22 protein-coding genes are annotated in these 23,487 nt (G+C 38.7%); 13 read left to right on the top strand and 9 right to left on the bottom strand.

All coding sequences use genetic code 11. The features are described 5' to 3' along the window. Positions 1-129: 129 nt before the first annotated feature. From glyS to O3601_RS01230, 4 genes are all read left to right on the top strand, one after another. Complete coding sequence (gene glyS, locus O3601_RS01215) at positions 130-2,166, top strand: glycine--tRNA ligase subunit beta (protein WP_371470524.1); 2,037 nt, start codon at positions 130-132, stop codon at positions 2,164-2,166. Positions 2,167-2,207: 41 nt separating this feature from the next. Continuing rightward, on the top strand, positions 2,208-2,465 hold the full coding sequence (locus tag O3601_RS01220) for a DUF896 family protein (protein ID WP_000371284.1): 258 nt from the start codon (positions 2,208-2,210) through the stop codon (positions 2,463-2,465). 735 nt (positions 2,466-3,200) lie between these two features. Next, the gene (locus O3601_RS01225; protein ID WP_371470525.1) at positions 3,201-3,932 is read left to right on the top strand and encodes an ABC transporter ATP-binding protein; all 732 of its coding nucleotides are present in this window, start codon (positions 3,201-3,203) and stop codon (positions 3,930-3,932) included. A 17-nt stretch (positions 3,933-3,949) separates the two neighbouring features. After that, on the top strand, positions 3,950-5,257 hold the full coding sequence (locus O3601_RS01230; protein WP_371470527.1) for a beta-carotene 15,15'-monooxygenase: 1,308 nt from the start codon (positions 3,950-3,952) through the stop codon (positions 5,255-5,257). Positions 5,258-5,565: 308 nt separating this feature from the next. On the opposite strand, the gene O3601_RS01235 is transcribed toward O3601_RS01230, so the two are convergent. The 3 genes from O3601_RS01235 to O3601_RS01245 are packed head-to-tail and all read right to left on the bottom strand — an operon-like array spanning position 5,566 to position 7,415. After that, entirely contained in the window at positions 5,566-6,381 is an 816-nt protein-coding gene (locus O3601_RS01235; RefSeq protein WP_371470528.1) for a TIGR03943 family protein, read from the bottom strand. After that, positions 6,378-7,283 carry a permease gene (locus tag O3601_RS01240; RefSeq protein ID WP_371470530.1) on the bottom strand — a complete coding sequence of 302 codons (906 nt, stop codon included), beginning with the start codon at positions 7,281-7,283 and terminating at the stop codon, positions 6,378-6,380. The genes O3601_RS01235 and O3601_RS01240 overlap by 4 nt, the downstream gene beginning before the upstream one ends. Further along, the gene (locus tag O3601_RS01245; protein ID WP_049511209.1) at positions 7,284-7,415 is read right to left on the bottom strand and encodes an SPJ_0845 family protein; all 132 of its coding nucleotides are present in this window, start codon (positions 7,413-7,415) and stop codon (positions 7,284-7,286) included. Between the two features lie 335 nt (positions 7,416-7,750). On the opposite strand from O3601_RS01245, the gene O3601_RS01250 reads away from it, so the two are divergent. The 3 genes from O3601_RS01250 to O3601_RS01260 are packed head-to-tail and all read left to right on the top strand — an operon-like array spanning position 7,751 to position 10,647. After that, positions 7,751-9,880, top strand: coding sequence for a Tex family protein (locus O3601_RS01250; RefSeq protein WP_371470531.1), 2,130 nt, complete (start codon positions 7,751-7,753; stop codon positions 9,878-9,880). Continuing rightward, positions 9,867-10,316, top strand: coding sequence for a SprT family protein (locus O3601_RS01255; RefSeq protein ID WP_371470532.1), 450 nt, complete (start codon positions 9,867-9,869; stop codon positions 10,314-10,316). Before O3601_RS01250 ends, O3601_RS01255 begins: the two co-directional genes overlap by 14 nt. A gap of 58 nt (positions 10,317-10,374) precedes the next feature. Then, a complete protein-coding gene (locus O3601_RS01260) occupies positions 10,375-10,647 on the top strand; it encodes a PspC domain-containing protein (RefSeq protein WP_173876236.1) in 273 nt (90 codons plus the stop codon). Between the two features lie 137 nt (positions 10,648-10,784). On the opposite strand, the gene O3601_RS01265 is transcribed toward O3601_RS01260, so the two are convergent. After that, positions 10,785-10,991 (bottom strand): hypothetical protein, encoded by a 207-nt coding sequence (locus O3601_RS01265; protein WP_371470533.1) that lies wholly within the window; start codon positions 10,989-10,991, stop codon positions 10,785-10,787. Between the two features lie 426 nt (positions 10,992-11,417). Between O3601_RS01265 and O3601_RS01270 the strand changes: the two genes are divergently transcribed. Together O3601_RS01270 and O3601_RS01275 are read left to right on the top strand one after the other, a co-directional pair. Beyond that, positions 11,418-12,176, top strand: coding sequence for an ABC transporter ATP-binding protein (locus tag O3601_RS01270; protein ID WP_000173358.1), 759 nt, complete (start codon positions 11,418-11,420; stop codon positions 12,174-12,176). Between the two features lies 1 nt (position 12,177). After that, complete coding sequence (locus O3601_RS01275; protein ID WP_371470536.1) at positions 12,178-14,166, top strand: ABC transporter permease; 1,989 nt, start codon at positions 12,178-12,180, stop codon at positions 14,164-14,166. Between the two features lie 239 nt (positions 14,167-14,405). On the opposite strand, the gene O3601_RS01280 is transcribed toward O3601_RS01275, so the two are convergent. Continuing rightward, complete coding sequence (locus tag O3601_RS01280) at positions 14,406-15,101, bottom strand: VIT family protein (protein WP_371470537.1); 696 nt, start codon at positions 15,099-15,101, stop codon at positions 14,406-14,408. 164 nt (positions 15,102-15,265) lie between these two features. Here O3601_RS01280 and O3601_RS01285 point away from each other — a divergent pair, with 164 nt between their 5' ends. Both O3601_RS01285 and O3601_RS01290 read left to right on the top strand, forming a co-directional pair. After that, entirely contained in the window at positions 15,266-15,967 is a 702-nt protein-coding gene (locus tag O3601_RS01285) for a response regulator transcription factor (protein ID WP_371470539.1), read from the top strand. Next, positions 15,964-16,842 (top strand): sensor histidine kinase, encoded by an 879-nt coding sequence (locus O3601_RS01290; protein WP_371470540.1) that lies wholly within the window; start codon positions 15,964-15,966, stop codon positions 16,840-16,842. Before O3601_RS01285 ends, O3601_RS01290 begins: the two co-directional genes overlap by 4 nt. Before the next feature lie 40 nt (positions 16,843-16,882). Here O3601_RS01290 and O3601_RS01295 read toward each other — a convergent pair whose 3' ends face one another. The 4 genes from O3601_RS01295 to O3601_RS01310 all read right to left on the bottom strand — a co-directional run bounded on the left by O3601_RS01295 (position 16,883) and on the right by O3601_RS01310 (position 20,064). Beyond that, positions 16,883-17,635 carry an ABC transporter permease gene (locus O3601_RS01295; protein ID WP_371470542.1) on the bottom strand — a complete coding sequence of 251 codons (753 nt, stop codon included), beginning with the start codon at positions 17,633-17,635 and terminating at the stop codon, positions 16,883-16,885. 10 nt (positions 17,636-17,645) lie between these two features. Continuing rightward, a complete protein-coding gene (locus O3601_RS01300; RefSeq protein ID WP_371470544.1) occupies positions 17,646-18,554 on the bottom strand; it encodes an ATP-binding cassette domain-containing protein in 909 nt (302 codons plus the stop codon). A gap of 141 nt (positions 18,555-18,695) precedes the next feature. Further along, on the bottom strand, positions 18,696-19,505 hold the full coding sequence (locus tag O3601_RS01305; protein WP_101781926.1) for an HAD family hydrolase: 810 nt from the start codon (positions 19,503-19,505) through the stop codon (positions 18,696-18,698). 271 nt (positions 19,506-19,776) lie between these two features. Continuing rightward, the gene (locus O3601_RS01310) at positions 19,777-20,064 is read right to left on the bottom strand and encodes a DUF3270 domain-containing protein (RefSeq protein WP_101781924.1); all 288 of its coding nucleotides are present in this window, start codon (positions 20,062-20,064) and stop codon (positions 19,777-19,779) included. A 600-nt stretch (positions 20,065-20,664) separates the two neighbouring features. On the opposite strand from O3601_RS01310, the gene metK reads away from it, so the two are divergent. Together metK and xerS are read left to right on the top strand one after the other, a co-directional pair. Further along, positions 20,665-21,855, top strand: coding sequence for a methionine adenosyltransferase (gene metK, locus O3601_RS01315; RefSeq protein WP_000003941.1), 1,191 nt, complete (start codon positions 20,665-20,667; stop codon positions 21,853-21,855). Positions 21,856-22,232: 377 nt separating this feature from the next. Continuing rightward, positions 22,233-23,303: a tyrosine recombinase XerS gene (gene xerS / locus O3601_RS01320; protein WP_371470546.1), complete on the top strand. Its 1,071-nt coding sequence runs from the start codon at positions 22,233-22,235 to the stop codon at positions 23,301-23,303. Positions 23,304-23,487: the final 184 nt, after the last annotated feature.

A 23,487-nucleotide genomic window follows, 5' to 3' on the forward strand; every position in this document is an offset into this window, starting at 1 on the left:
CTAAGGATACTAGGCAAAATTGGAGACTTTTGGCTCCAATTTTAGCAATGAAACAACGAAGTTGGTTGCTTGCGTGCCAATCACATAAGGCACACTGGAAAATAAAAAGATACTTTTCGGAGAAAAAACATGACAAAAAACTTATTAGTAGAACTCGGTCTTGAAGAATTACCAGCCTATGTTGTCACACCAAGTGAAAAACAACTAGGCGAAAAAATGGCAGCCTTCCTCAAGGAAAACCGCCTGTCTTTTGAAGCTATTCAGACCTTCTCAACACCACGTCGTTTGGCTGTTCGTGTGACTGGTCTTGCAAATAAACAGTCTGATTTGACAGAAGATTTCAAGGGTCCAGCAAAGAAAATTGCCTTGGATAGTGATGGAAACTTCACCAAAGCAGCCCAAGGATTTGTCCGTGGAAAAGGCTTGACAGTTGAAGATATTGAATTCCGTGAAATCAAGGGTGAAGAATATGTCTATGTTACCAAGGAAGAAGTGGGCCAACCAGTTGAGAACATTGTTCCAGGTGTAGTAGACGTCTTGAAGTCATTGACTTTCCCTGTCAGCATGCACTGGGCTAACAACACTTTTGAGTATATCCGCCCTGTACACACTTTGACAGTTCTCTTGGACGAGCAAGAGTTTGATTTGGATTTCCTTGATATCAAGGGGGATCGTGTCAGCCGTGGTCATCGTTTCTTGGGACAAGAAACCAAGATTCAGTCAGCCTTGAGCTATGAAGAAGACCTTCGTGCACAGTTTGTAATCGCAGATCCACGTGAACGAGAGCAAATGATTATTGACCAAATCAAGGAAATTGAGGCAAAACATGGTGTACGTATCGAAATTGATGCGGATTTGCTTAATGAAGTCTTGAACTTAGTTGAATACCCAACTGCTTTTATGGGAAGTTTTGATGCTAAATATCTTGAAGTTCCAGAAGAAGTCTTGGTGACTTCGATGAAGGAACACCAACGTTACTTTGTTGTTCGTGATCAAGATGGAAAACTCTTGCCAAACTTTATTTCTGTCCGTAACGGAAACGCAGAGCATTTGGAAAATGTCATTAAAGGAAATGAAAAAGTCTTAGTTGCTCGTTTGGAAGACGGAGAATTCTTCTGGCGTGAAGACCAAAAATTGGTTATTTCAGACCTTGTTGAAAAATTAAACAATGTCACCTTCCATGAGAAAATTGGTTCCCTTCGTGAACACATGATTCGTACGGGTCAAATCGCTGTACTTTTGGCAGAAAAAGCTGGCTTGTCAGTGGATGAAACAGTTGACCTAGCCCGCGCGGCAGCCATTTACAAGTTTGACTTGTTGACTGGGATGGTTGGTGAATTTGACGAACTCCAAGGAATTATGGGGGAGAAATATGCCCTTCTTGCTGGTGAAACTCCAGCAGTGGCAGCTGCTATTTGTGAACACTACATGCCTACATCAGCTGAAGGAGAACTTCCAGAGAGTAAGGTAGGTGCAGTGCTTGCCATTGCAGACAAATTGGATACGATTTTGAGTTTCTTCTCAGTAGGCTTGATTCCATCAGGTTCTAATGACCCTTATGCCCTTCGTCGTGCGACGCAAGGTGTGGTTCGTATCTTGGATGCCTTTGGTTGGCACATTGCTATGGATGAGTTGATTGATAGTCTTTATGCTTTGAAATTTGACAGCTTGACTTATGAAAATAAGACAGAGGTTATGGACTTTATCAAGGCTCGTGTTGATAAGATGATGGGCTCTACTCCAAAAGATATTAAGGAAGCCGTTCTTGCAGGATCAAACTTTGTTGTGGCGGATATGTTGGAAGCAGCAGGTGCTCTCGTAGAAGCAAGTAAGGAAGAAGACTTCAAACCATCTGTTGAATCGCTCTCTCGTGCATTTAACTTAGCTGAGAAGGCAGAAGGAGTTGCTACAGTTGATCCAGCTCTCTTTGAGAATGAAGAAGAGAAAGCCTTGGCAGAAGCAGTAGAATCACTCGTTTTGTCAGGGACTGCCAGTCAGCAATTGAAACAACTCTTTGCTCTTAGCCCAGTCATTGATGCATTCTTTGAGAATACCATGGTTATGGCTGAAAATGAAGCAGTCCGTCAAAATCGTTTGGCAATCTTGTCTCATTTAACTCAAAAAGCAGCTAAGCTTGCTCGTTTTAACCAAATCAATACTAAATAAACTCAGTCAAACGGAGTTTATCTTATCATAAAGGAGAAGAAATGGATCCGAAAAAAATTGCTCGTATCAACGAGCTTGCTAAAAAGAAAAAAGCAGAAGGCTTGACACCAGAAGAAAAAGTGGAACAAGCCAAACTACGTGAGGAGTACATCGAGGGTTATCGTCGCACTGTTCGTCACCACATTGAGGGAATCAAAATTGTGGACGAAGAAGGAAACGATGTTACACCAGAAAAACTACGACAAGTCCAACGTGAAAAAGGTTTACATGGTCGTAGTCTCGATGATCCAAATTCATAATAAGTATTCTTTCTTTTAACAAAGAAAGGTGAAATAACAATCAAAAGACTATCATACATAAATGAGATGCACCTCAAAAGTTAGAGCTAGAAAATCTAACTTTTGAGGTGTTTTTATTTGAAAAAAGACAGTAAAAAAGCGCAAAAATCAATTCCTGTGCTAGCGTGTAATTGAAATTTTTTAGTTTTGGCGTTAGAACTGTTTCCTCAGTCCTAGCCCCTTCTCTTTTTGATAAGTATGCTTGATGGAGAGTAGTTTGTAAATGATTCTGAGAATCTTATGAGCATAAGAAATGACGGCTTTCATCTTGCTTACTCTTTGGGAAATTCGATTGTAAAAAGAAGAAAAAGCTGGATCCTTGGAATGTGCTGCAATTAATCCCGACATGCTCAAAGCCTGTTTTATTTAGCGATTTCCTTGCGTGATGTGTGAGGATTTTTTAATGCCAGCACTATAGGCTAAACATCTTTTTCTGTCATGAGTTAGCAGGCTCTGCCTGCTTAGAGTTTTACATATGCTCCTATTTTCGTTATAGCTAACTTTAATTCTCATTTATGATACTATTATGGTAATAGAAAGAATTCTTAGTTCGCTAAAGACCTTTATTAGAGATTCAGAGGAAATAGAAATTTTATCCATTAAAAATACGTTTCATAAATTACTTACTTGATATTAATAGAATTCCAATATTGTATAATTAAATCAAAGATGATACTGGAATCAGGAGGATTTATTATGGTTAATAATGTAGCTGTTAAAGTCTTAAACCTTTCAAAAGAATTTTTGTTAGGGCAAGACAAAACTGTCTCTATTTTGAAAGATGTTTCTTTATCTGTCAATTATGGGGAATTTGTATCAATACTTGGTGTCAGTGGTTCTGGAAAGTCTACTTTACTAAGTTGCTTATCAAGTTTATCTGAACCAACAAGTGGCGAAGTTGTTATCAATGGTATAAATCCATATACCTTAAAAGAAGGGAAGCTTGCTAAATTTAGAAGACAAGATATTTCAATTATTTTTCAAAATTATAATCTGGTACCTGCTCTACCTGTACTAGAAAATGTTACACTTCCTCTGAGACTCTCAGGAAAGAGTGTTGATAGTAATAAAGTAAGAAAAATGTTGGATAATTTGAATTTTAAAGCAGAACTATCATCATTAGTTGCTACCTTATCAGGTGGAGAACAGCAAAAAGTGGCTATTACTCGTGCAATAATAGCTGATAGTAAAATTATTTTTGCTGATGAGCCAACAGGAGCTCTGGACAGCGTTTCAAGAAAACTTATTTTTGAAACACTTCGTAATTTAGCGAGTCAAGGAAAATGTGTTTTTATGGTCACTCATGATATTGAGTTGGCTTCAAAAACTGACAGAGCACTCATTTTAAAAGACGGAAAAATATCTCGACAAATTATTAAACCTTCAGCTGATGAGCTCTACCAAGCACTTGAAAGTAGTAAAGATTAATTTGAGGAGGATTTATTATGCTAAAATTAATCATTTACCAATTTCAGTACTCAAAAAGGCAATGGTTAGGAACAATACCATTACTATTTGTATCTAGCCTGATTGTTGGAACATCTTTATTTGGTATTGCTAGTTCAATACAGACTGCTAATATTAACGCTTCACAACTTTTTCAAATGCTAATAATTTTTGGCGGGACTACTCTATTTTTCCTTATTTCAAATACTATAAGACTGCTAAAAGATATCTTTAAAAAGGATTACCAATTATGGGCTATCTTAGGCGCAAGCAGAACTCAGCTATCTTTATTAGTATCTGGACAGTTTTATTTAATGGCAGTGATTGTTAGTAGTATTGGTACAATACTTTCATTTATCATGGCAGATAGTTACTACAAATTTTTACAAAATTTATTAGGAAGAGATGAGTTACCTGATTTAGTTATTACAGCCAACATTCAATCAATTTTATTGAGTATTTTCATAGTCCCAACAATTGTCGGGATAGGGGCTTACTTTTATTCAAGTCGAATACTTAAAATATCATCAATATTAAAACCAAAAAAGAAAAAAAGAAAAGTTACAGTAGCTGGATTTGTTAACATCTCTGTTCGTTTATTCCTATGGTTACTATGTATAGGTTCTATTGTTTCAGCAGGTTTTATCAGAAACAAAGAAATAATTGAAAAACAGTCAAGCATAGTATTATTTTTATTAATTATTCACATCCTTATTATTCAATCACTATCTCCATCAATTCAAATGTTTCTAATAAAATTTTTAATGAGGATATTTCCAACTGAAAATTATGTAATTAATACAGGCTTTTGGAATCTACTATCCAATCCTAGTTATTTGAAAAGTATACAAACTTCAATGAGCATGGGAGTAACTCTCATTTCTGGGTTTATTCTTTACACCCAAAATATGTATTCATTCATGAATACAGCAAACGAAGCAAGAGCTTCCTTTATTGCTTATATGTCTGCTCCAATTATTCTGATTATTACTAGTTCTATTTCTCTTACAATTTTATCTTCTAATAAAGATATTGAGGACATTAAACAGTTAAAGACACTGGGAGTGTCAAGATTACAACTTTTTAAAATACGTATAGGCGAGGCAATAATACATTCGGTGTTAATTTTATTAGTGTCAGTAATTTTCAATTTAATTATTTTAATTTTAGTTAGCCTTATTGGCCAATTTTTAGGCCGTAGTTTAGTAGATATATCAGGTTTCTGGCAACCGAGTCTTATAGTTATTTCTTTGTTAGTTATTTTTTATAGTATTACAAAGGGATTTTATTTATTTATTTCAAGATAGATAAATTGGAATAGTTACTGATTCAAAAGAATACAAACACGTTTCAATCATGACTTCCATTATAAAAACCTCCTGTTAACTATTTGAACAATAGAACAAGAGGCTACTAGTAAGATATTTTCATGCTCAAGGCATATTCGAGTTATCTCATGACTCTTGTTCATCCAGTTTTTTTAACAGGCTAGGAAAAGCCCTATTAAACACCACGGATTGGTATTGTTCACCTTCATTATAGGCTAAACATCTTTTTCTGTCATGAGTTAGCAGGCTCTGCCTGCTTAGAGTTTTTTATGAACTTGGTTTGCTTTTTAAAACACGCGATACACATAGGGATTTTCTGGTTTATCGACTTTGGTAAAGCTTTCGATTTCCAAGGTTGGGAGGTTTTGTTTGAGTTCTTTATGGTAGTAATTGACCAGTTTTCCTTTGGCTGTTATCCAGGTATTGTTCTCGTACTGACGGGTATTTCCCTTGGTCAACAAACCATAGACACCAGAATCTGCGATACAGTGAATAATGCCGAAGCGGAACAAAAATTGGCTATTGGCATGACTGGGGTCGTTATAGACAAAACCTGTGAACTGGACTGTCTTGCCCTCAAACTCATCTGGATAGTCGTAGATAGCTTCCATGACTTCCATATAGTTTTCATTGGTAATCTGAATGTTATCCTGGGACAAGTATTTATCCGCCGCTGTTCGCATCTCCTTTTCATAGGCTGATTTTGAAAAATAAGAACTGGTATCTGGTTTCAAATATTGGCTGGTCGTCCCTTCGCTTGTCTGAATGGCTAGATCCGTTCCTTCCGATAGGGGGAAATGATAACCTTTAGCTGAAACGGTCTGAGAATCCAAGCTGACAGTTGGGAAAGTTAAGCCGATGACAAGTGGAATAGACAGGAGAGAAATACTCGTCATCTTGGCCAATCGGCTGTTCAGATGACTGTGGGTTTTGACTTGCTTCATCCAGATATACAGTTGAACAATTGCCAAAATAAAGGAAAGCACCATGGAGATATAGGCCAGATAGGAATAGTGCATGTTGATGTACTGGTTTAATTTGCCCGACAGATGGAGATAAATGGTCAGTTCAAAATAGCCAGCTAAAACTAAAAATCGAATCATAGGATGACTCCAATCAAGAGAGAATACACTAAGACGACAAGAGTCACAATAGTAATGAAGTGACTGATAAATCGTGCTTTCAAGTAATTTTTCATCATGAGAATATTTTTGATATCCAGCATTGGACCAATCACCAGAAAGGCCAGAACTGGTGCCAAGCCGAAACTTGAGAGAAGAGAAGCACCGATAAAGGCATCCGCCTCACTGCAGAGAGAGAGAAGAAAGGCCAAAAGCATCAAGAGCAGGATGGCAAAAATAGGGGTTGCACTGATAGAGGTCAGAATCCGAGTTGGAACGTAGACCTGTATAACAGAGGCAAAGAGACAGCCAAATACCAAATAACGCCCCGTATCAAAAAACTCATCAATGGCTTGCACAAAGACCTGAAAAACTTTTTTTGCAGGACTTAAGTGAGAAAAATCATGCTCATGACAGGCCAACCGATTTTCTTTTTGAATCGGTTCTTGCCAGAAAAATCCTAGAAAAATTCCTAGTATTACAGCCACAAGAATGGAACCCAGAGCTCGTAACAGGGCGATGTGGAAGGAATTACCAAAGGCAGAATAGGTCGCAAAGAGAACAATGGGATTGATAACAGGTGCTGTCACAAGAAAAGGAACGGCCGTGTAACTGGGAACCTTTTTTTCCAGAAAACGATTGATAATGGGGACGATTCCACATTCACAAGAAGGGAAAAGTATCCCGACGAAGGTGCCAAAAAAGATTCTCCCCCAACGATTTCGAGGGAGAAAATGATAAACCTTGTCAGGTGTGATATAGACCTCAATCAGCCCTGAGACAATGCTTCCTATCAGAACGAAGGGAAGGGCTTCAATGATTATAGAGAGAAAAATCGCACCAGTTTGAAGTACACTAGATGGGAGTTGTTGAAAAGCAGTCATCTAGTTTTTCTTTTCTGTTTTGGCTTTTTTCTCTTTGTCATCAGGGAAAGTGACTTGTTTCAAATCTGGGAGTTTAGCAAACTCTTCAAACATCTTGTCCAAGTCGTCTCGTTTTGTAAATTTTACAGCCATAGGTGTACCTCGATTCTAAATTCTACCTCTATTATACTATTATTTTGAGGAAAAGGGAGTTTTTTAATTTGTTTTCGATAGTTGATACTCTTCGAAAATCTCTTCAAACCACGTCAGCTTCGCCTTGCCGTAGATATCATAGGTATAGGTAACTGACTTCGTCAGTCTTATCCACAACCTCAAAACCGTGTTTTGAGCTGACTTCGTCAGTCTTATCTACTACCTCAAAACGGTGTTTTGAGTAGTCTGTGGCTAGCTTCCTAGTTTGATTTTTGATTTTAATTGAGTATGAAAAGGATTGGAGCAAGCCTTCCAGCTTGTGGTATAATAGATTCATGGATAAAAAATATGAAAAAATCTCTCAGGATTTGGGAGTGACGTTAAAGCAAATTGATACCGTTCTAAGTTTGACAGCTGAAGGGGCGACTATTCCCTTTATCGCGCGTTATCGCAAGGACATGACTGGTAGTCTGGATGAGGTGGCGATTAAGGCCATTATTGACTTGGATAAAAGTCTGACCAACCTCAACGACCGTAAGGAAGCTGTTTTGGCTAAGATTCAAGAGCAAGGCAAGTTGACCAAGGAGTTGGAAGAAGCTATTTTAGCTGCTGAAAAATTAGCCGACGTAGAAGAACTCTACCTTCCTTACAAGGAAAAACGTCGGACCAAGGCAACAATTGCTCGTGAAGCGGGCCTCTTTCCGCTTGCTCGCTTGATTTTGCAGAATGTAGCTGGCTTAGAGAAAGAGGCTGAAAAGTTCGTCTGTGAAGGATTTGCGACTGGTAAGGAAGCCTTGGCCGGTGCAGTTGATATTTTGGTAGAAGCCTTATCGGAAGATGTGACTTTGCGCTCCATGACTTATCAGGAGGTGCTGAGACACTCTAAACTCACTTCTCAAGTCAAGGATGAAACTCTTGATGAAAAGCAGGTCTTTCAGATTTACTATGATTTTTCAGAGACAGTTGGAAATATGCAGGGTTATCGTACCTTGGCCCTTAATCGTGGGGAGAAGCTAGGTGTCTTGAAGGTCGGTTTTGAACATGCAACAGACCGTATTCTTGCCTTCTTTGCTGCTCGTTTCAAGGTAAAAAATACCCATATTGATGAAGTTGTTCAACAGTCAGTTAAGAAAAAAGTTTTGCCTGCTATCGAGCGACGTATTCGGACAGAATTGACTGAGAAAGCAGAAGAAGGAGCTATCCAACTCTTTTCTGACAACCTGCGCAATCTTCTCTTGGTTGCTCCGCTGAAAGGGCGCGTGGTTCTTGGATTTGACCCTGCCTTTCGTACAGGTGCCAAGCTAGCTGTCGTGGATGCAACAGGAAAAATGCTGACAACTCAGGTCATTTATCCTGTCAAGCCAGCATCAGCTCGTCAAATAGAAGAAGCCAAGAAAGATTTGGTAGACTTGATTGGTCAATACGGCGTGGAAATTATTGCCATCGGAAACGGAACGGCCAGTCGTGAAAGTGAAGCCTTTGTGGCGGAAGTTCTGAAAGATTTTCCTGAGGTCAGCTATGTTATCGTCAATGAAAGTGGTGCTTCTGTATACTCTGCCAGTGAACTTGCTCGTCAGGAGTTCCCAGACTTGACTGTTGAAAAACGCTCTGCTATTTCTATCGCCCGTCGTTTGCAAGATCCTCTTGCGGAATTGGTCAAAATCGATCCTAAGTCAATTGGTGTCGGCCAATACCAGCATGATGTCAGCCAGAAGAAACTATCTGAAAGTCTGGATTTTGTCGTGGATACAGTGGTAAACCAAGTCGGTGTCAATGTCAATACGGCCAGCCCAGCTCTTCTTTCCCACGTAGCTGGACTCAATAAAACCATCTCTGAAAATATCGTCAAATACCGTGAAGAAGAAGGAAAAATCACTTCACGCGCCCAAATCAAGAAAGTTCCTCGTCTGGGAGCCAAGGCCTTTGAGCAGGCAGCTGGTTTCCTTCGTATTCCTGAAAGTAGCAATATCCTTGATAATACAGGAGTTCACCCAGAAAATTACGCTGCTGTTAAGGAACTCTTCAAACGCTTGGATATCAAGGATCTGAATGAAGAAGCCCAAAGTAAACTCAAGTCCCTTTCAGTCAAGGAAATAGCGCAAGAGCTAGACCTTGGTCCCGAAACTCTTAAAGATATCATTGCAGACCTTCTCAAACCAGGTCGAGATTTCCGTGATTCCTTTGATGCTCCAGTTCTCCGTCAAGATGTACTGGATATCAAGGATCTTGTTGTCGGCCAGAAGCTAGAAGGTGTGGTGCGTAACGTCGTTGATTTCGGTGCCTTCGTTGATATCGGGATTCACGAGGACGGTTTGATTCATATTTCCCACATGAGTCGCAAATTTATCAAACATCCCAGCCAAGTGGTATCTGTTGGTGATTTGGTGACAGTCTGGGTTAAGAAAATTGATACTGAACGTGAAAAAGTCAATCTGTCGCTCCTCGCTCCAAATGAAACTGACTGATTACGTTAAGCAGGTTTCACTAGAAGACTTCGGCAGACCTTTTATCCATCATGTCCAGTGGAATTCTCGTCTACGTTCGACAGGTGGGCGATTTTTCCCCAAAGATGGGCATTTGGATTTTAATCCCAAGGTTTATCAGGAACTGGGTCTGGATGTTTTTAGGAAAATTGTTCGCCATGAACTCTGTCACTATCACCTCTATTTTCAAGGGAAGGGATATCAACACAAGGATCGAGATTTTAAGGAACTATTGAAAGCAGTGGATGGATTACGCTTTGTACCGTCCTTGCCTAATAGTAACTCCAAACAAATCAAGCTTTATCGTTGCCAATCCTGCCAGCAAAGGTATCATCGCAAGAGAAGGATTGATACTAAACGCTATCGCTGTGGACTTTGTCGAGGTAAATTGCTACTAATAAATCAGCCTGAGGACTGATGAAAGCCGAGCCTACCCATGATATACTATGACTAACCTAGCAGAAAGAGGAAATATCATGAACAGTAAATTTTATAAAATGAGACGAAATCGCATGATTTCAGGAGTTCTGGCAGGTCTGTCAGACAAGTGGAACTTTGATGTTACCCTTGTTCGTTTCTTGTTTGCCATTTTTACAGTTGCAAACTTTGGACTTGGCGTGATTATCTATATCATACTAGCTTCTATCATGCCAACCAAGGAAGACATCGAAGCAGAAATGTACGGAACAGGCCCACGCAAACGTAAAGAAGCCCAAGCCATTGACGATAATGAGGGCTGGTTTTGGTGAGGTTCTACAGAAGATTTGGAATAAGAAAAAAGCTTTAAATCAATAGTCTAAACTGCTTGATTTAAAGCTTTTTTACTTTTAATAATATTTCGCCAGTCTCATCTGTAAACTAAAAATATTATTTTGAACTTAGATTTCTAATCTGATTTTTCATGCTGAGACAATACATTTTTTGATAAATGATGGATACTGATAACAACTGATAGCCAGCAAATAGCATAAGCAGTAGCTGTAGATTTTGTACCGATAAAGTATGTCTTTTCAACTAAGAGCTGACCGATGAATGGAGAGAGGAGAGAGAGCAGATAGAGAAGTCCGATGAGTATATGTTCTTTCTGTTTCATTAAAGCGCATCTTCTTTCCTTATAGGTTGAACGACTTGCAAGTGTTCAATTTAATGGTATGTTATCTAGGTAAGCTTACTCAAATGTTAGTTTCCGCTTCCTCCTTTCCAAAGTAAGCCTTTTTACACTTATATTTTACAATTTTAAAAATAGGAAATCAAATCATTTTATAAATAATTTTGTCTACATTCCCCCAATCTTACAAAAATGTAAGATTAAAGTCTTTTTTGTAAGGTTAGGTTATGGCAAGCGGTCTTTTTTTGATGTAAACTAGACTCATAAAGAACAAAGGAGTAACATCATGAAACAAATCTTACAGAAGAAAACAAGAAAACCAAGCCACAAAGATATCGAGCGCGTTCAGCTGGGATGCGCTATGATGCAAGCAACATTTCATTTGATGGGATATTAAGAAAGGAGATTCTCATGACACTTTTAGATGTAAAACACGTTCAAAAAATTTATAAAACTCGTTTTCAGGGCAACCAAGTAGAGGCCCTCAAGGATATTCACTTTACCGTGGAAAAAGGTGACTACGTTGCCATCATGGGTGAGTCTGGTTCTGGTAAATCAACTCTTCTCAATATCCTAGCTATGCTGGATAAACCAAGTCGTGGTCAGGTTTACTTGAATGGAACTGACACCGCAACCATTAAAAATTCACAAGCTTCTAGTTTCCGTCGTGAAAAATTGGGCTTTGTCTTTCAAGATTTTAACTTGCTAGATACTCTGTCTGTTAAAGACAATATCTTGCTTCCGCTTGTCTTGTCAAGAAGACCCATTACTGAGATGATGAAGAAATTGGTGGTGACAGCTGAGAATCTAGGAATAAACCAATTGCAAGAAAAGTACCCTTACGAGATTTCTGGTGGGCAGAAACAGCGTGTAGCAGTAGCCCGCGCCATCATCACAGAACCTGAAATTCTCCTTGCGGATGAGCCAACAGGAGCCCTTGACTCCAAATCATCTGCTGCTCTTCTTGATGTTTTTGATGAAATCAATGAGCGTGGCCAAACCATTCTTATGGTAACCCACTCAACAGCAGCAGCTAGCAGAGCTAAACGTGTACTCTTTATCAAAGACGGCATTCTTTACAATCAAATCTACCGTGGAGAGAAGACAGAGCGTCAGATGTTCCAAGAAATTTCTGATACCTTGACTGTCATGGCAAGCGAGGTGAATTAGTATGTTTCGATTAACCAATAAGTTAGCGGTATCGAACTTGATTAAAAACCGCAAACTCTACTATCCTTTTGCGCTGGCTGTTCTCTTGGCAGTCACTGTCACCTATCTCTTTTACTCTCTAACCTTTAATCCCAAGATTGCAGAAATTCGTGGAGGGGAAACCATTCAAGCTACACTTGGATTTGGTATGGTGATTGTCACACTTGCGTCAGCCATTATCGTCCTCTATGCCAATAGTTTTGTCATGAAAAACCGTTCCAAGGAACTGGGGATTTATGGAATGTTGGGCTTGGAGAAGCGCCATCTAATCAGTATGACCTTTAAGGAGTTAGTGCTATTTGGGATTCTAACTGTTGGAGCAGGTATCGGTATTGGAGCCTTGTTTGACAAGTTGATTTTCGCTTTCTTGCTCAAACTGATGAAATTGAAGGTTGAGCTGGTCGCTACCTTTCAGATGAAAGTTGTCATTGCAGTACTTGTTGTCTTCGGTTTGATTTTCCTTGGCCTCATATTCCTGAATGCCCTTCGAATCGCCCGTATGAATGCCCTCCAGCTCTCGCGTGAGAAAGCTAGCGGTGAGAAAAAAGGTCGCTTCCTTCCTCTCCAAACGATTCTTGGTTCCATTAGTTTAGGGATTGGCTACTATCTTGCCCTTACGGTAACCGATCCTCTTACAGCCTTAACAACCTTTTTCCTAGCTGTTTTGCTGGTTATCTTTGGTACTTATCTCTTGTTTAATGCAGGAATTACAGTCTTCCTCCAAATCTTAAAGAAAAACAAGAAATACTATTACCAACCTAATAACCTCATCTCTGTTTCCAACTTGATTTTCCGTATGAAGAAAAATGCGGTTGGACTAGCAACCATCGCTATCTTGTCAACAATGGTTTTGGTAACCATGTCAGCAGCGACAAGCATTTTCAATTCCGCAGAAAGCTTTAAAAAAGTTCTAAATCCTCATGATTTTGGGGTTTCAGGGCAAAATGTTGAAAAAGAAGACTTGGACAAACTCTTGAGCCAGTTTGCAAGTGACAAAGGTTATAAGATTAAAGAGAAAGAAGTTCTTCGTTACGCTTACTTTGGTGTTGCAAACCAAGAAGGTAGCAAGTTAACCATATTTGAAAAAGGACAAAACCGTGTCCAAGTCAAAACAGTTTTTATGGTATTTGACCAAAAAGATTATGAAACTATGGCTGGTCAAAAACTGTCTCTATCAGGAAATGAGGTCGGACTCTTTGCAAAGAATGAGGGAGTTAAAGAACAGAAAGCTCTAACTCTAAATGATCATCAATTTTCTGTCAAAGAAGAATTTACTAAAGATTTTATTGTCAACCATGTCCCAAATCAGTTTAATATCTTGACTTCTGATTACAATTACCTTGTTGTACCTAATTTACAAGCCTTTTTGGACCAATTCCCAGATTCGGATATCTATAATCAGTTTTACGGTGGTATGAATGTAAGTATCAGTGAAGAAGAGCAACTCAAAGTCGCTGAAGAATATGAAAAATACTTACAAAAGTTTAATGCTCAATTAAACACTGAAGGTAACTATGTATATGGTAGCACTCTAGCAGATGCTGGTGCTCAAATGAGTGTCCTCTTTGGCGGTGTCTTCTTTATTGGTATTTTCCTATCCATTATCTTTATGGTCGGAACCGTTCTGGTCATCTACTACAAGCAAATTTCTGAAGGATATGAAGACCGTGAGCGCTTTATTATCTTGCAGAAAGTCGGTTTAGATCAAAAGCAAATCAAGCAAACCATTAACAAACAAGTTTTAACTGTTTTCTTCCTTCCTTTGCTTTTTGCCTTCATACATTTAGCCTTTGCCTACCATATGCTTAGTCTGATTTTAAAAGTGATTGGTGTACTGGATACGACAATGATGTTGATTGTGACCTTGTCTATCTGCGCTATCTTCCTCATCGCCTATGTGCTGATTTTCATGATTACTTCTAGAAGCTATCGCAAGATTGTGCAAATGTAAAAAAAGATACCTCGACTTCAAAATCGAGGTATTCTTGTATTTTATACTCAATGAAAATCAAAAAGCAAACTAGGAAGCTAGCCGCAGGTTGCTCAAAGCACTGCTTTGAGGTTGTAGATAGAACTGACGAAGTCAGCTCAAAACACTGTTTTGAGGTTGCAGATAGAACTGACGAAGTCAGTTACATATATATACGGCAAGGCGAAGCTGACGTGGTTTGAAGAGATTTTCGAAGAGTATTAAATGCTGAAAAGTTGTCCGAGCAGGAAGGTAACTCCCATGGTCAAGAGACCAATAGCTAGGTTCCGAATCATAGCTGTTTTGGTTGGGGCTTTTCCAAGTTTGGCACTAGTGTAACCAGTGAGAAGAAGGGCCACACCGACGATAAGGACAGTAGCAGGGATGCGGTATTCACTTGGGAAAATAGTCACTGAGAGCATTGGAGGCAAACTTCCAAGGAAAAAGGCAACAAAGCTGGAAATGGCAGCGTGCCAAGGATTGGTAAACTCTTCATACTCAATCCCGTATTTTTCCTCTACTAAAGCCTTGAGTGGATTCTTAAGAAAGGCCTTGTTGGTCAAGAGTTGGGCAGAAGTTTCGCACTCGCCATTTTGAATATAGGCAGCATAGAGGGATTTTTTGGCTAGCTCCATATCTTGGTCTAGCAAGACTTGCTCACGCGCAACGGCTGCTTCCTCGGTATCTTTCTGAGTTGAAACGGATACATATTCTCCACCAGCCATAGAAAAGGCACCAGCCAAGATAGCCGCAAATCCTGATAAAAAGATAATCCAGATATTGGTCGTAGCACTGGCAACCCCGATAACCACACCAGCAATGGAAATAATCCCATCATTGGCACCAAGAACACCCGCACGCAGGATATTTAAACGACCTGCAAAATTTGAATCAATTTCGTGATTTGTTTCTGACATATTATTCTCCTTTTTATCCAGTATAAAGGAAAAATATAAGGAAATCAATCTTTTAAAACTGTCTGAAAAAAGTTGCACGATTTTAATGAAAAAGAAGAAAAAGCTTTTCTGTTTAAGCTTTATCAATAAAACATGCTATAATAGTTGCAGAAAGGTTGGTATTTATGGCTAGGATATTGGTTATTGAAGACAATAGTGACATTCAAGAGATTTTGCGAACACTACTTACCGAGGAGCATGAGGTGATTCAAGCCTTTTCTGGTACAGAAGGAATCATGCTTTTTGACCAAGGTGGGATTGACCTCGTTTTGCTCGATATCATGCTTCCTGGGAAAAATGGGGATCAGGTTTTAAAAGCTATCAGGGAAGAAAGTCAAATTCCAGTCATTATGCTAACGGCTTTGAGCGATAAGAAGTTAATCAGTCAATACCTCTTAGACGGTGCCAATGATTACATAGTCAAACCTTTTGATTTGGACGAAGTCTTTGCCAGAATTACCGTTCAATTACGTCAAAGTGCAGAAAAACAGCCTATTGAAGTAGAAAAAACTGAAAATCTGCCACAAAACTTGAAAAATATCCAGTTTGATGCAGAAAGTTTTGAAATCAAAAATAGTCAGGAAACTATTCGTCTTGCCAAGAAAGAATGCTTGATTCTCCAAACTCTTCTCAAACATCCAAAGAAAATTTTTACCAAGGAAGAACTTTATGAATTGGTCTGGGAGGAGAGCTATCTACCTGGAGATAATACCCTCAATACGCATTTGAGTAATCTTCGTAAAAAATTAAACCAGCTTGACCCCAATCAAGAATATATTGAAACCATCTGGGGAGTTGGGGTAAGATTAAAAGGAGACAAGCAATGACCTACATGATAATTTTTGTCCTACTAGTACTCCTAATTATTTTATCGATTGCATTGATTCGCTACCATCTAGCACTTAGAAACTTGAGTCAACAGATTGAAGACAAGATTCTCACAGGTAGTATGAAAAGAGTAGGGGTCAGCATTTTTTCCAAACATTTTTTACATCTCTACCAGCAGATTGAGAATTTATTTCAAGAAGTGGAACAATCTCGATTGGTTATGAAAAGGGAAAAGCAGACTCTGGATATGGCCATCAGCAATATCGCCCATGATATTCGTACGCCTTTGACTATCGCTTCAGGCTACACCCAACAATTGATAAAGTCTCCTGAAAACAAAGCAGAAACCCTACAAAAAATAGCCCAGCATCTTGATTTAGTTTCCAAACGTTTGGAAGCTCTCCTAGAATATCGTCGTTTGATGGAAGGGGCTGTCAAACCGAAACTGGAAGAAGTTGATCTTTCAACTTTTATCACCAAAAAGACTCTGGCCTATTATGATGTTTTTCAGGCAGCAAATATCACGCTTGATTTTAAGGTTGAAGCTGCTTTAACAACGAGGACTGATGAAGACTTACTGGATCGAATTTTACAAAATCTGCTTGGAAATGTCCTCAAACATGGTAAGGAAGAAGCGCGGCTATCTTTGAGAAAGGAAAAGGAACAGCTTGTCTTAGAGATTGCAAACCTTGTCAAACAGCCCATCAAAAAAATAGAAAATCTCAGCAATCGTTTTTATTCTGAAAATCTATCAGATACTGAAGAATCCTCTGGTTTAGGCCTTTATATCACTGAGGAATTATGCCATCTTCTCGGTGCAGAGATGAAACTAAGCACAGATGGGCAATGGTTGTCGGTTTTCATTTACTTTTAACGAAATAAACCTCCTCTGTAGGCTAGAGGAGGTCGTTTTATTATAGACTTTTCTTTTTGAAAACTGCCAGTCCACTTAGATTAAAGATTACAATAACAGCTAAGCTAACTATAAGGGTATAGAAAATGGACTCACTATTAGTAGTCATAGCATAGGCAAATTGTAAGGACAAATATGGTAAAATTTTGATATTTGGAAAAAGGAGCATTGGCATAGAAAGTAAGATAGAGCTGACCAAATAACCAATAAATACTGCAAGATAAGAATGACTCACATAGAGAATGAAGGAAACAATGGAAAGCCAAGCAAGAAGGCAAAGAAATTGAAGGGAAATGGTTGTCAATAGATTGCCGATAAAGCCATCAGGCATAGTTCCAAATCCATTTAAGATCGTTGCTGGAATAAAGGCAATCACAAGGCTAAGGATAAGTTGTAAGAAAGCGATACTAGCAAGTACAAAGGCTTTGGCAAGGAAAAACTCGGTACGAGAAACACCCACTGTTAAACTATTTTTATAGAGTTTTCCGATTAAATCAACTCCAAGAACGAGGCAGGCTAGGACGATGCAGAGAAAAACGAGGTTTGAACCTTGACTAGATGCATTAATAAGTGCTTGTATACTGTCCCAACCATGAGTTGGAATTTCTGGTTCTTCTGTATTGATTGTCATCAGATGACCAGTAGCTCCAAAAATAGCCCCCATTAACATGAGTACAAAGAGAATGACCTCTGTAATCCAGAATCCTTTGGAACGGAAAAGACGGTAAAAGTCTGCTTGAATGGTATGTATCATGATTTTCCTCCTATTCGACCAATTGAGTGAAGTATTCTTCTAGGTTTTGACGGGCATAGTAAATCTCGTCAATAGCGACATCTGCCAAGGTTAATTCTTTGAGAATCTGTTTGACATCTTGTTCCTGACCAAAGATGTGGATTTCATTTTCTGGATTAACAACCTTGAACTGGAGCTGGATTTGTTCTTTCAATACTTGACAAGCTTTCTCTTGGTCAGCTGTCTTAAGCACAATATAATCCTCACTTAGTGTTTCAAATTCAGCTTTACTGATTTCACGGATAATCTTGCCTTGATCTAAAATACCAAAGCGATTGGCTAGGAGATAGAGTTCTGACAAGATATGGCTAGAGATGAGAATGGTTATCCCTTTTTCTTGATTGAGCCGTTGAATCATCAGACGAAATTCTTTGATACCGATTGGGTCAAGCCCATTGATAGGCTCATCTAAAATTAGGAAGTCTGGTTTAGATAGAAGGGCAATGGCGATCCCAAGTCTTTGTTTCATTCCAAGAGAGAAATCACGAAAGACTTTCTTACCTGTATCAGATAAACCTACATAATCCAGTGTTTCTCGAATGACTTGATCAGCATTTGGAATATGGCGAATCATACAGTAATATTTCAGATTTTGGTAGGCTGTTAAGTGATTATGAGCTACGGGGGATTCGATCACTGAACCTACTCGAGATAGAGCCTTGGTCCACTCATTTTCCGATTGACTAGAAAAGAGGGAAACAGTTCCTTTATCCGCAAACAGTAGTTGCGTAATGATTTTTATCAAAGTGGTCTTCCCAGCTCCGTTCTTCCCGATAAGTCCATAAATATCTCCCTCTCTTATCGTTAGATGAAGATCCTGAAGGATAGCTTGTTTGTCAAAGTTTTTGGACAATCCATGAATGTCGAGTACTGTTTTCATGATTCTCTCCTTTTGATTTATTTTGATAATTTTAGTATAAAGCATAGAAATCAAAGAAAGCTCAAGGATTTCTAAAGAGTTTCTAAAGTTTTAGGAATTCTTAAATAGCAAAACCCAGTTGACACGAACTGGGCTTCTTGATTATAAAATATATTTCTCAATGGCACGCGCAACGCCGTCTTCTTCGTTGCTTGCTGTAACGGCATCCGCAAGGGATTTGACATAATCGCTGGCATTTCCCATTGCAATACCAAGCCCTGCAAACTGGAGCATTTCTATATCGTTATTGGCATCGCCCATGGCCATGATTTCTGATGGCTCGATATTCAAAATCTCTGCTAGTCGAGAAAGAGCAGTAGCCTTTGTCGTTCCAAGTGGCATAGCTTCATAAATGACAGGCTGCGAACGAACTCCGCTAAATCGTTGGCAGAGTTCTTCAGCAAAACGTTGCTCAAAATCGTCTGTTTGGCTCTCTGTTCCTAAAAACATACCTTGGAACATCCGATACTTGCCACTGGTAGCTTCCTTTAGTGAAATTTCAGTTAAGTCCGAAAAGACTAGCTTAGCATCATTTTGAATGATTTCATTGGGCTTGCCACCGAGAACAAAATAATGTTCCTCATCAAAAAGAGTCAACTGAACATCACTCTTTTCAGCTAGGTCATAGAGGTATTCAATGTCAGATGGACTGAGTTCTTGCCAATCAACTAGCCCCCAGTCACTTGTCTGGTGAGTTGAACAACCGTTGTTAACAATGACATACTCATTCTGGAGGTCAAGCCCCAGTTTTTTATAATAGGGGAGGACACCGAAAAGCGGGCGTCCCGTACAGAGAACCAGTTTGACACCTTTTTCAATGGCTTGGTGAATAGCAGTGATGTGGGCTTGTGGGATTTCCTTGGCTTCATTGAGGAGGGTTCCGTCCATATCCAAGGCAAGTAGTTTAATCATAGATTTTCCTTCTTTATCTTTTGGTATTATTATAGCATATTTTGGAGAAGATAATGGTAAAAGGGTAGGGACTAATTGATTTTACAGTTTAGGATGTTTGGAGAACATTTATTAGAAAAGGTTACACGTTATTCAATTAAGTAGATAATTATATTTGGCAAGCTGGTCAAAAAAACAGAGGAATTTAAGATGAAAAATGTGTTACTCATCTTAAATTCCTCTGTTTTCCTTAATTTTTTATAAACTAACTTGATTAGACGTGGGATATGATTTATCTTCTAAATTTTCGTTTGATAATAGAGCGTTGGACTTTTAAAACAAGTAAGCTGGATCCGATTGCTGCAACAAATGCAAGAGCAGTTGATAATTTTAATGCTAAAAAGATAAAACTAAAGATAGCAATACAGATACAAAAAACAGCGATATTAACAAAAAATAGGATTTCCTTGAGATTGGTATCAGATTGCTCTTCAGGTGTATAATCTTGATAGCGAGGAACCTGCTGGTGCAATTCTTCTTGATAGTCTACCTCATAGGATTGTAATTTTCTTACGGGCATTATTCTCTCCTTAACAGTACATACCTATTTTATCATTTTTTCAGCAGAGAATTATTACAGAAAGGTTACAAAAAGAATAAGGTCCCTTTTCATTTTCAAACTATTGTTCAGGACACGATAGTTTGAAAATAATAGTACGCATAATATTAAGGTTGTTAAACACCTATTGAAAATAGATTAGTAGAAATTGAAACAATACATTAATACTCTTCAAAACAAGTTAGCGTCATCTTGTATTAGGTATATACTACTGATTTAGTCAGTTTTATCTACAATCAAAAAGCTGTTCTTTGATTTTTATTGAGTATATAGACTGCAAATTGCGCTTAAAAATGGTATAATGGTAAAGTTATATAGTCCCGATAAGATGGTAGAAATTTCTATTTTTTCTTTCGAGTCGCAACTCGTAAAGAATGACGGCTCCAAAGTCGTTCGTCATTCTACGGTTGTCGCTATAGGGTGGTCACCCTATGCGCCTTACTAGTTTCAGAAATAAAAAAGTATCGTTTTTATTTCTTTCGCGTCGTAACTCTTAGAAAATGAAAATACCTATCAGTACTTTGTAACTCTATAACACTATTTTTAAGGGGGGACATTTTTATGTCAGAACGTAAATTATTCACGTCTGAATCTGTATCTGAGGGGCATCCAGATAAGATTGCAGACCAAATTTCAGATGCGATTTTGGATGCTATTTTAGCCAAGGATCCAGAGGCGCACGTTGCTGCTGAGACAGCTGTATATACTGGTTCCGTCCACGTTTTTGGTGAAATTTCTACAAATGCCTATGTGGATATTAACCGTGTGGTTCGTGATACCATTGCAGAGATTGGCTATACCAATACAGAGTATGGTTTTTCTGCTGAGACGGTGGGAGTCCATCCGTCACTTGTTGAGCAGTCACCGGATATCGCCCAAGGTGTTAACGAAGCCTTGGAGGTCCGTGGAAATGCTGATCAAGACCCACTTGACTTGATTGGTGCTGGAGACCAAGGGCTCATGTTTGGATTTGCAGTGGATGAAACAGAAGAGCTTATGCCATTGCCAATTTCACTCAGTCATAAATTGGTTCGTCGTCTGGCAGAACTTCGTAAGTCTGGTGAAATCAGTTATCTTCGCCCAGATGCAAAATCACAAGTTACGGTTGAGTATGATGAAAATGACCGTCCAGTACGTGTGGACACAGTTGTTATTTCAACTCAACACGATCCAGAAGTCAGCAACGAACAAATTCACAATGATGTCATTAACAAGGTTATCAAAGAAGTTATTCCAGCCTCTTACTTGGATGAGCAAACAAAATTCTTCATCAATCCAACTGGACGTTTTGTAATCGGTGGGCCTCAAGGAGACTCAGGTTTGACTGGCCGTAAGATTATCGTAGATACTTATGGTGGCTACTCTCGTCACGGTGGTGGTGCCTTCTCTGGTAAAGATGCGACTAAGGTGGACCGTTCAGCCTCTTATGCGGCTCGTTATATTGCCAAGAATATCGTTGCAGCAGGTCTTGCTAAGAAGGCGGAAGTGCAATTGGCTTATGCTATCGGTGTTGCCCAGCCTGTTTCTGTCCGTATCGATACCTTTGGTACAGGAAGAGTAGTTGAAAGCAAGCTTGAAAAAGCAACTCGTCAAATCTTTGACCTTCGCCCTGCAGGGATTATCCAAATGCTGGACCTTAAGCGTCCAATTTACCGTCAAACAGCAGCTTATGGACACATGGGACGTACAGATATCGACCTTCCATGGGAACGTTTGGACAAGGTAGATGCTTTGAAAGAAGCAGTCAAATAAAATCTTGAGAGGGGGACTTCCCCTCTTTTTTACTGATAAAACATTTCACATACAAATAATTGAACTTTGGTAAAAATAAGACTATATATAGCTCTTCAGTTGTGTAGTATTAACAGAAGTTTAGTGGGTGAGTTCTTTATCATTTTCCTTATTCTGTTGACTATTTCATTCTGGTTTAGTATTTGGAAACTAGAAAAAGCACTAAATAATGATTCACAATAATAACTCCAAAGATTTAGATCTGTTTTGTTTGCAGGTCTAAGTCTTTTTATCACTTTAAAAAACCCCTATAATATCTTTCCGAAAAACTATAATTTTCTTGAAAAATGTATAAGTCTATGCTATACTACTAGTAGACTTATTTATGGAGAAAATACATGAAACGTGAGATTTTACTGGAACGAATCGACAAACTAAAACAAATCATGCCCTGGTATGTTTTGGAATACTACCAATCTAAGCTTGCCGTTCCCTACAGTTTTACAACCTTGTACGAATACCTCAAGGAATACGATCGATTTTTCAGCTGGGTTTTGGAGTCAGGAATTTCAAATGCTAATAAAATATCTGATATTCCTTTATCTGTCTTGGAAAATATGTCTAAGAAAGACATGGAATCTTTTATCCTTTACCTACGTGAACGTCCTTTGCTGAATGCTAATACAACAAAGCAAGGTGTCTCACAAACAACTATCAATCGAACCTTGTCAGCACTTTCTAGTCTTTATAAGTATTTGACCGAGGAAGTTGAAAACGATCAGGGAGAGCCTTATTTTTATCGTAATGTAATGAAGAAAGTTTCAACCAAGAAAAAGAAAGAAACACTTGCTGCCAGAGCTGAAAACATCAAGCAAAAACTCTTTCTTGGTGATGAAACAGAAGGTTTTCTTACTTATATTGATCAAGAGTATCCACAACAACTTTCAAATCGCGCCCTATCTTCATTTAATAAAAATAAAGAACGTGATTTGGCTATCATTGCTCTTCTCTTGGCATCTGGCGTCCGCTTATCTGAAGCTGTTAATCTGGATATAAGGGATCTCAATCTCAAAATGATGGTTATCGATGTCACTCGAAAAGGTGGCAAACGTGACTCGGTCAATGTCGCTGCTTTTGCTAAGCCTTATTTAGAGAATTATCTTGCTATTCGAAATCAACGCTATAAGACAGAAAAAACAGATACAGCCCTTTTTTTGACTCTCTACAGAGGTGTTCCTAATCGTATCGATGCTTCCAGCGTTGAGAAAATGGTTGCTAAGTACTCTGAGGACTTCAAAGTCCGTGTAACACCCCATAAACTACGCCATACGCTAGCAACCAGGCTCTATGATGCCACTAAATCGCAAGTTTTGGTCAGTCATCAGCTAGGACATGCCAGTACACAAGTCACTGACCTCTATACCCATATCGTAAATGATGAACAAAAGAATGCCTTGGATAGTTTATAGGTTACATAAATTAAATTATGTTATAACCAATAAAGGGATTCAATAAACTATTAATCTTATTTTATCAAATGCAATAAAAGAAGATGAAATAAGATTTATGTGGCCACTAGCTTGCCTTTCTTTGTAAGATCCTAGTTATGCAAATCACTTATAATTGGTATTCATCTCAAAATAAGAGGATTCC

Origin of the sequence: Streptococcus sp. 20925_1_69, assembly GCF_041432365.1 — a bacterium.
Classification (GTDB): domain Bacteria; phylum Bacillota; class Bacilli; order Lactobacillales; family Streptococcaceae; genus Streptococcus.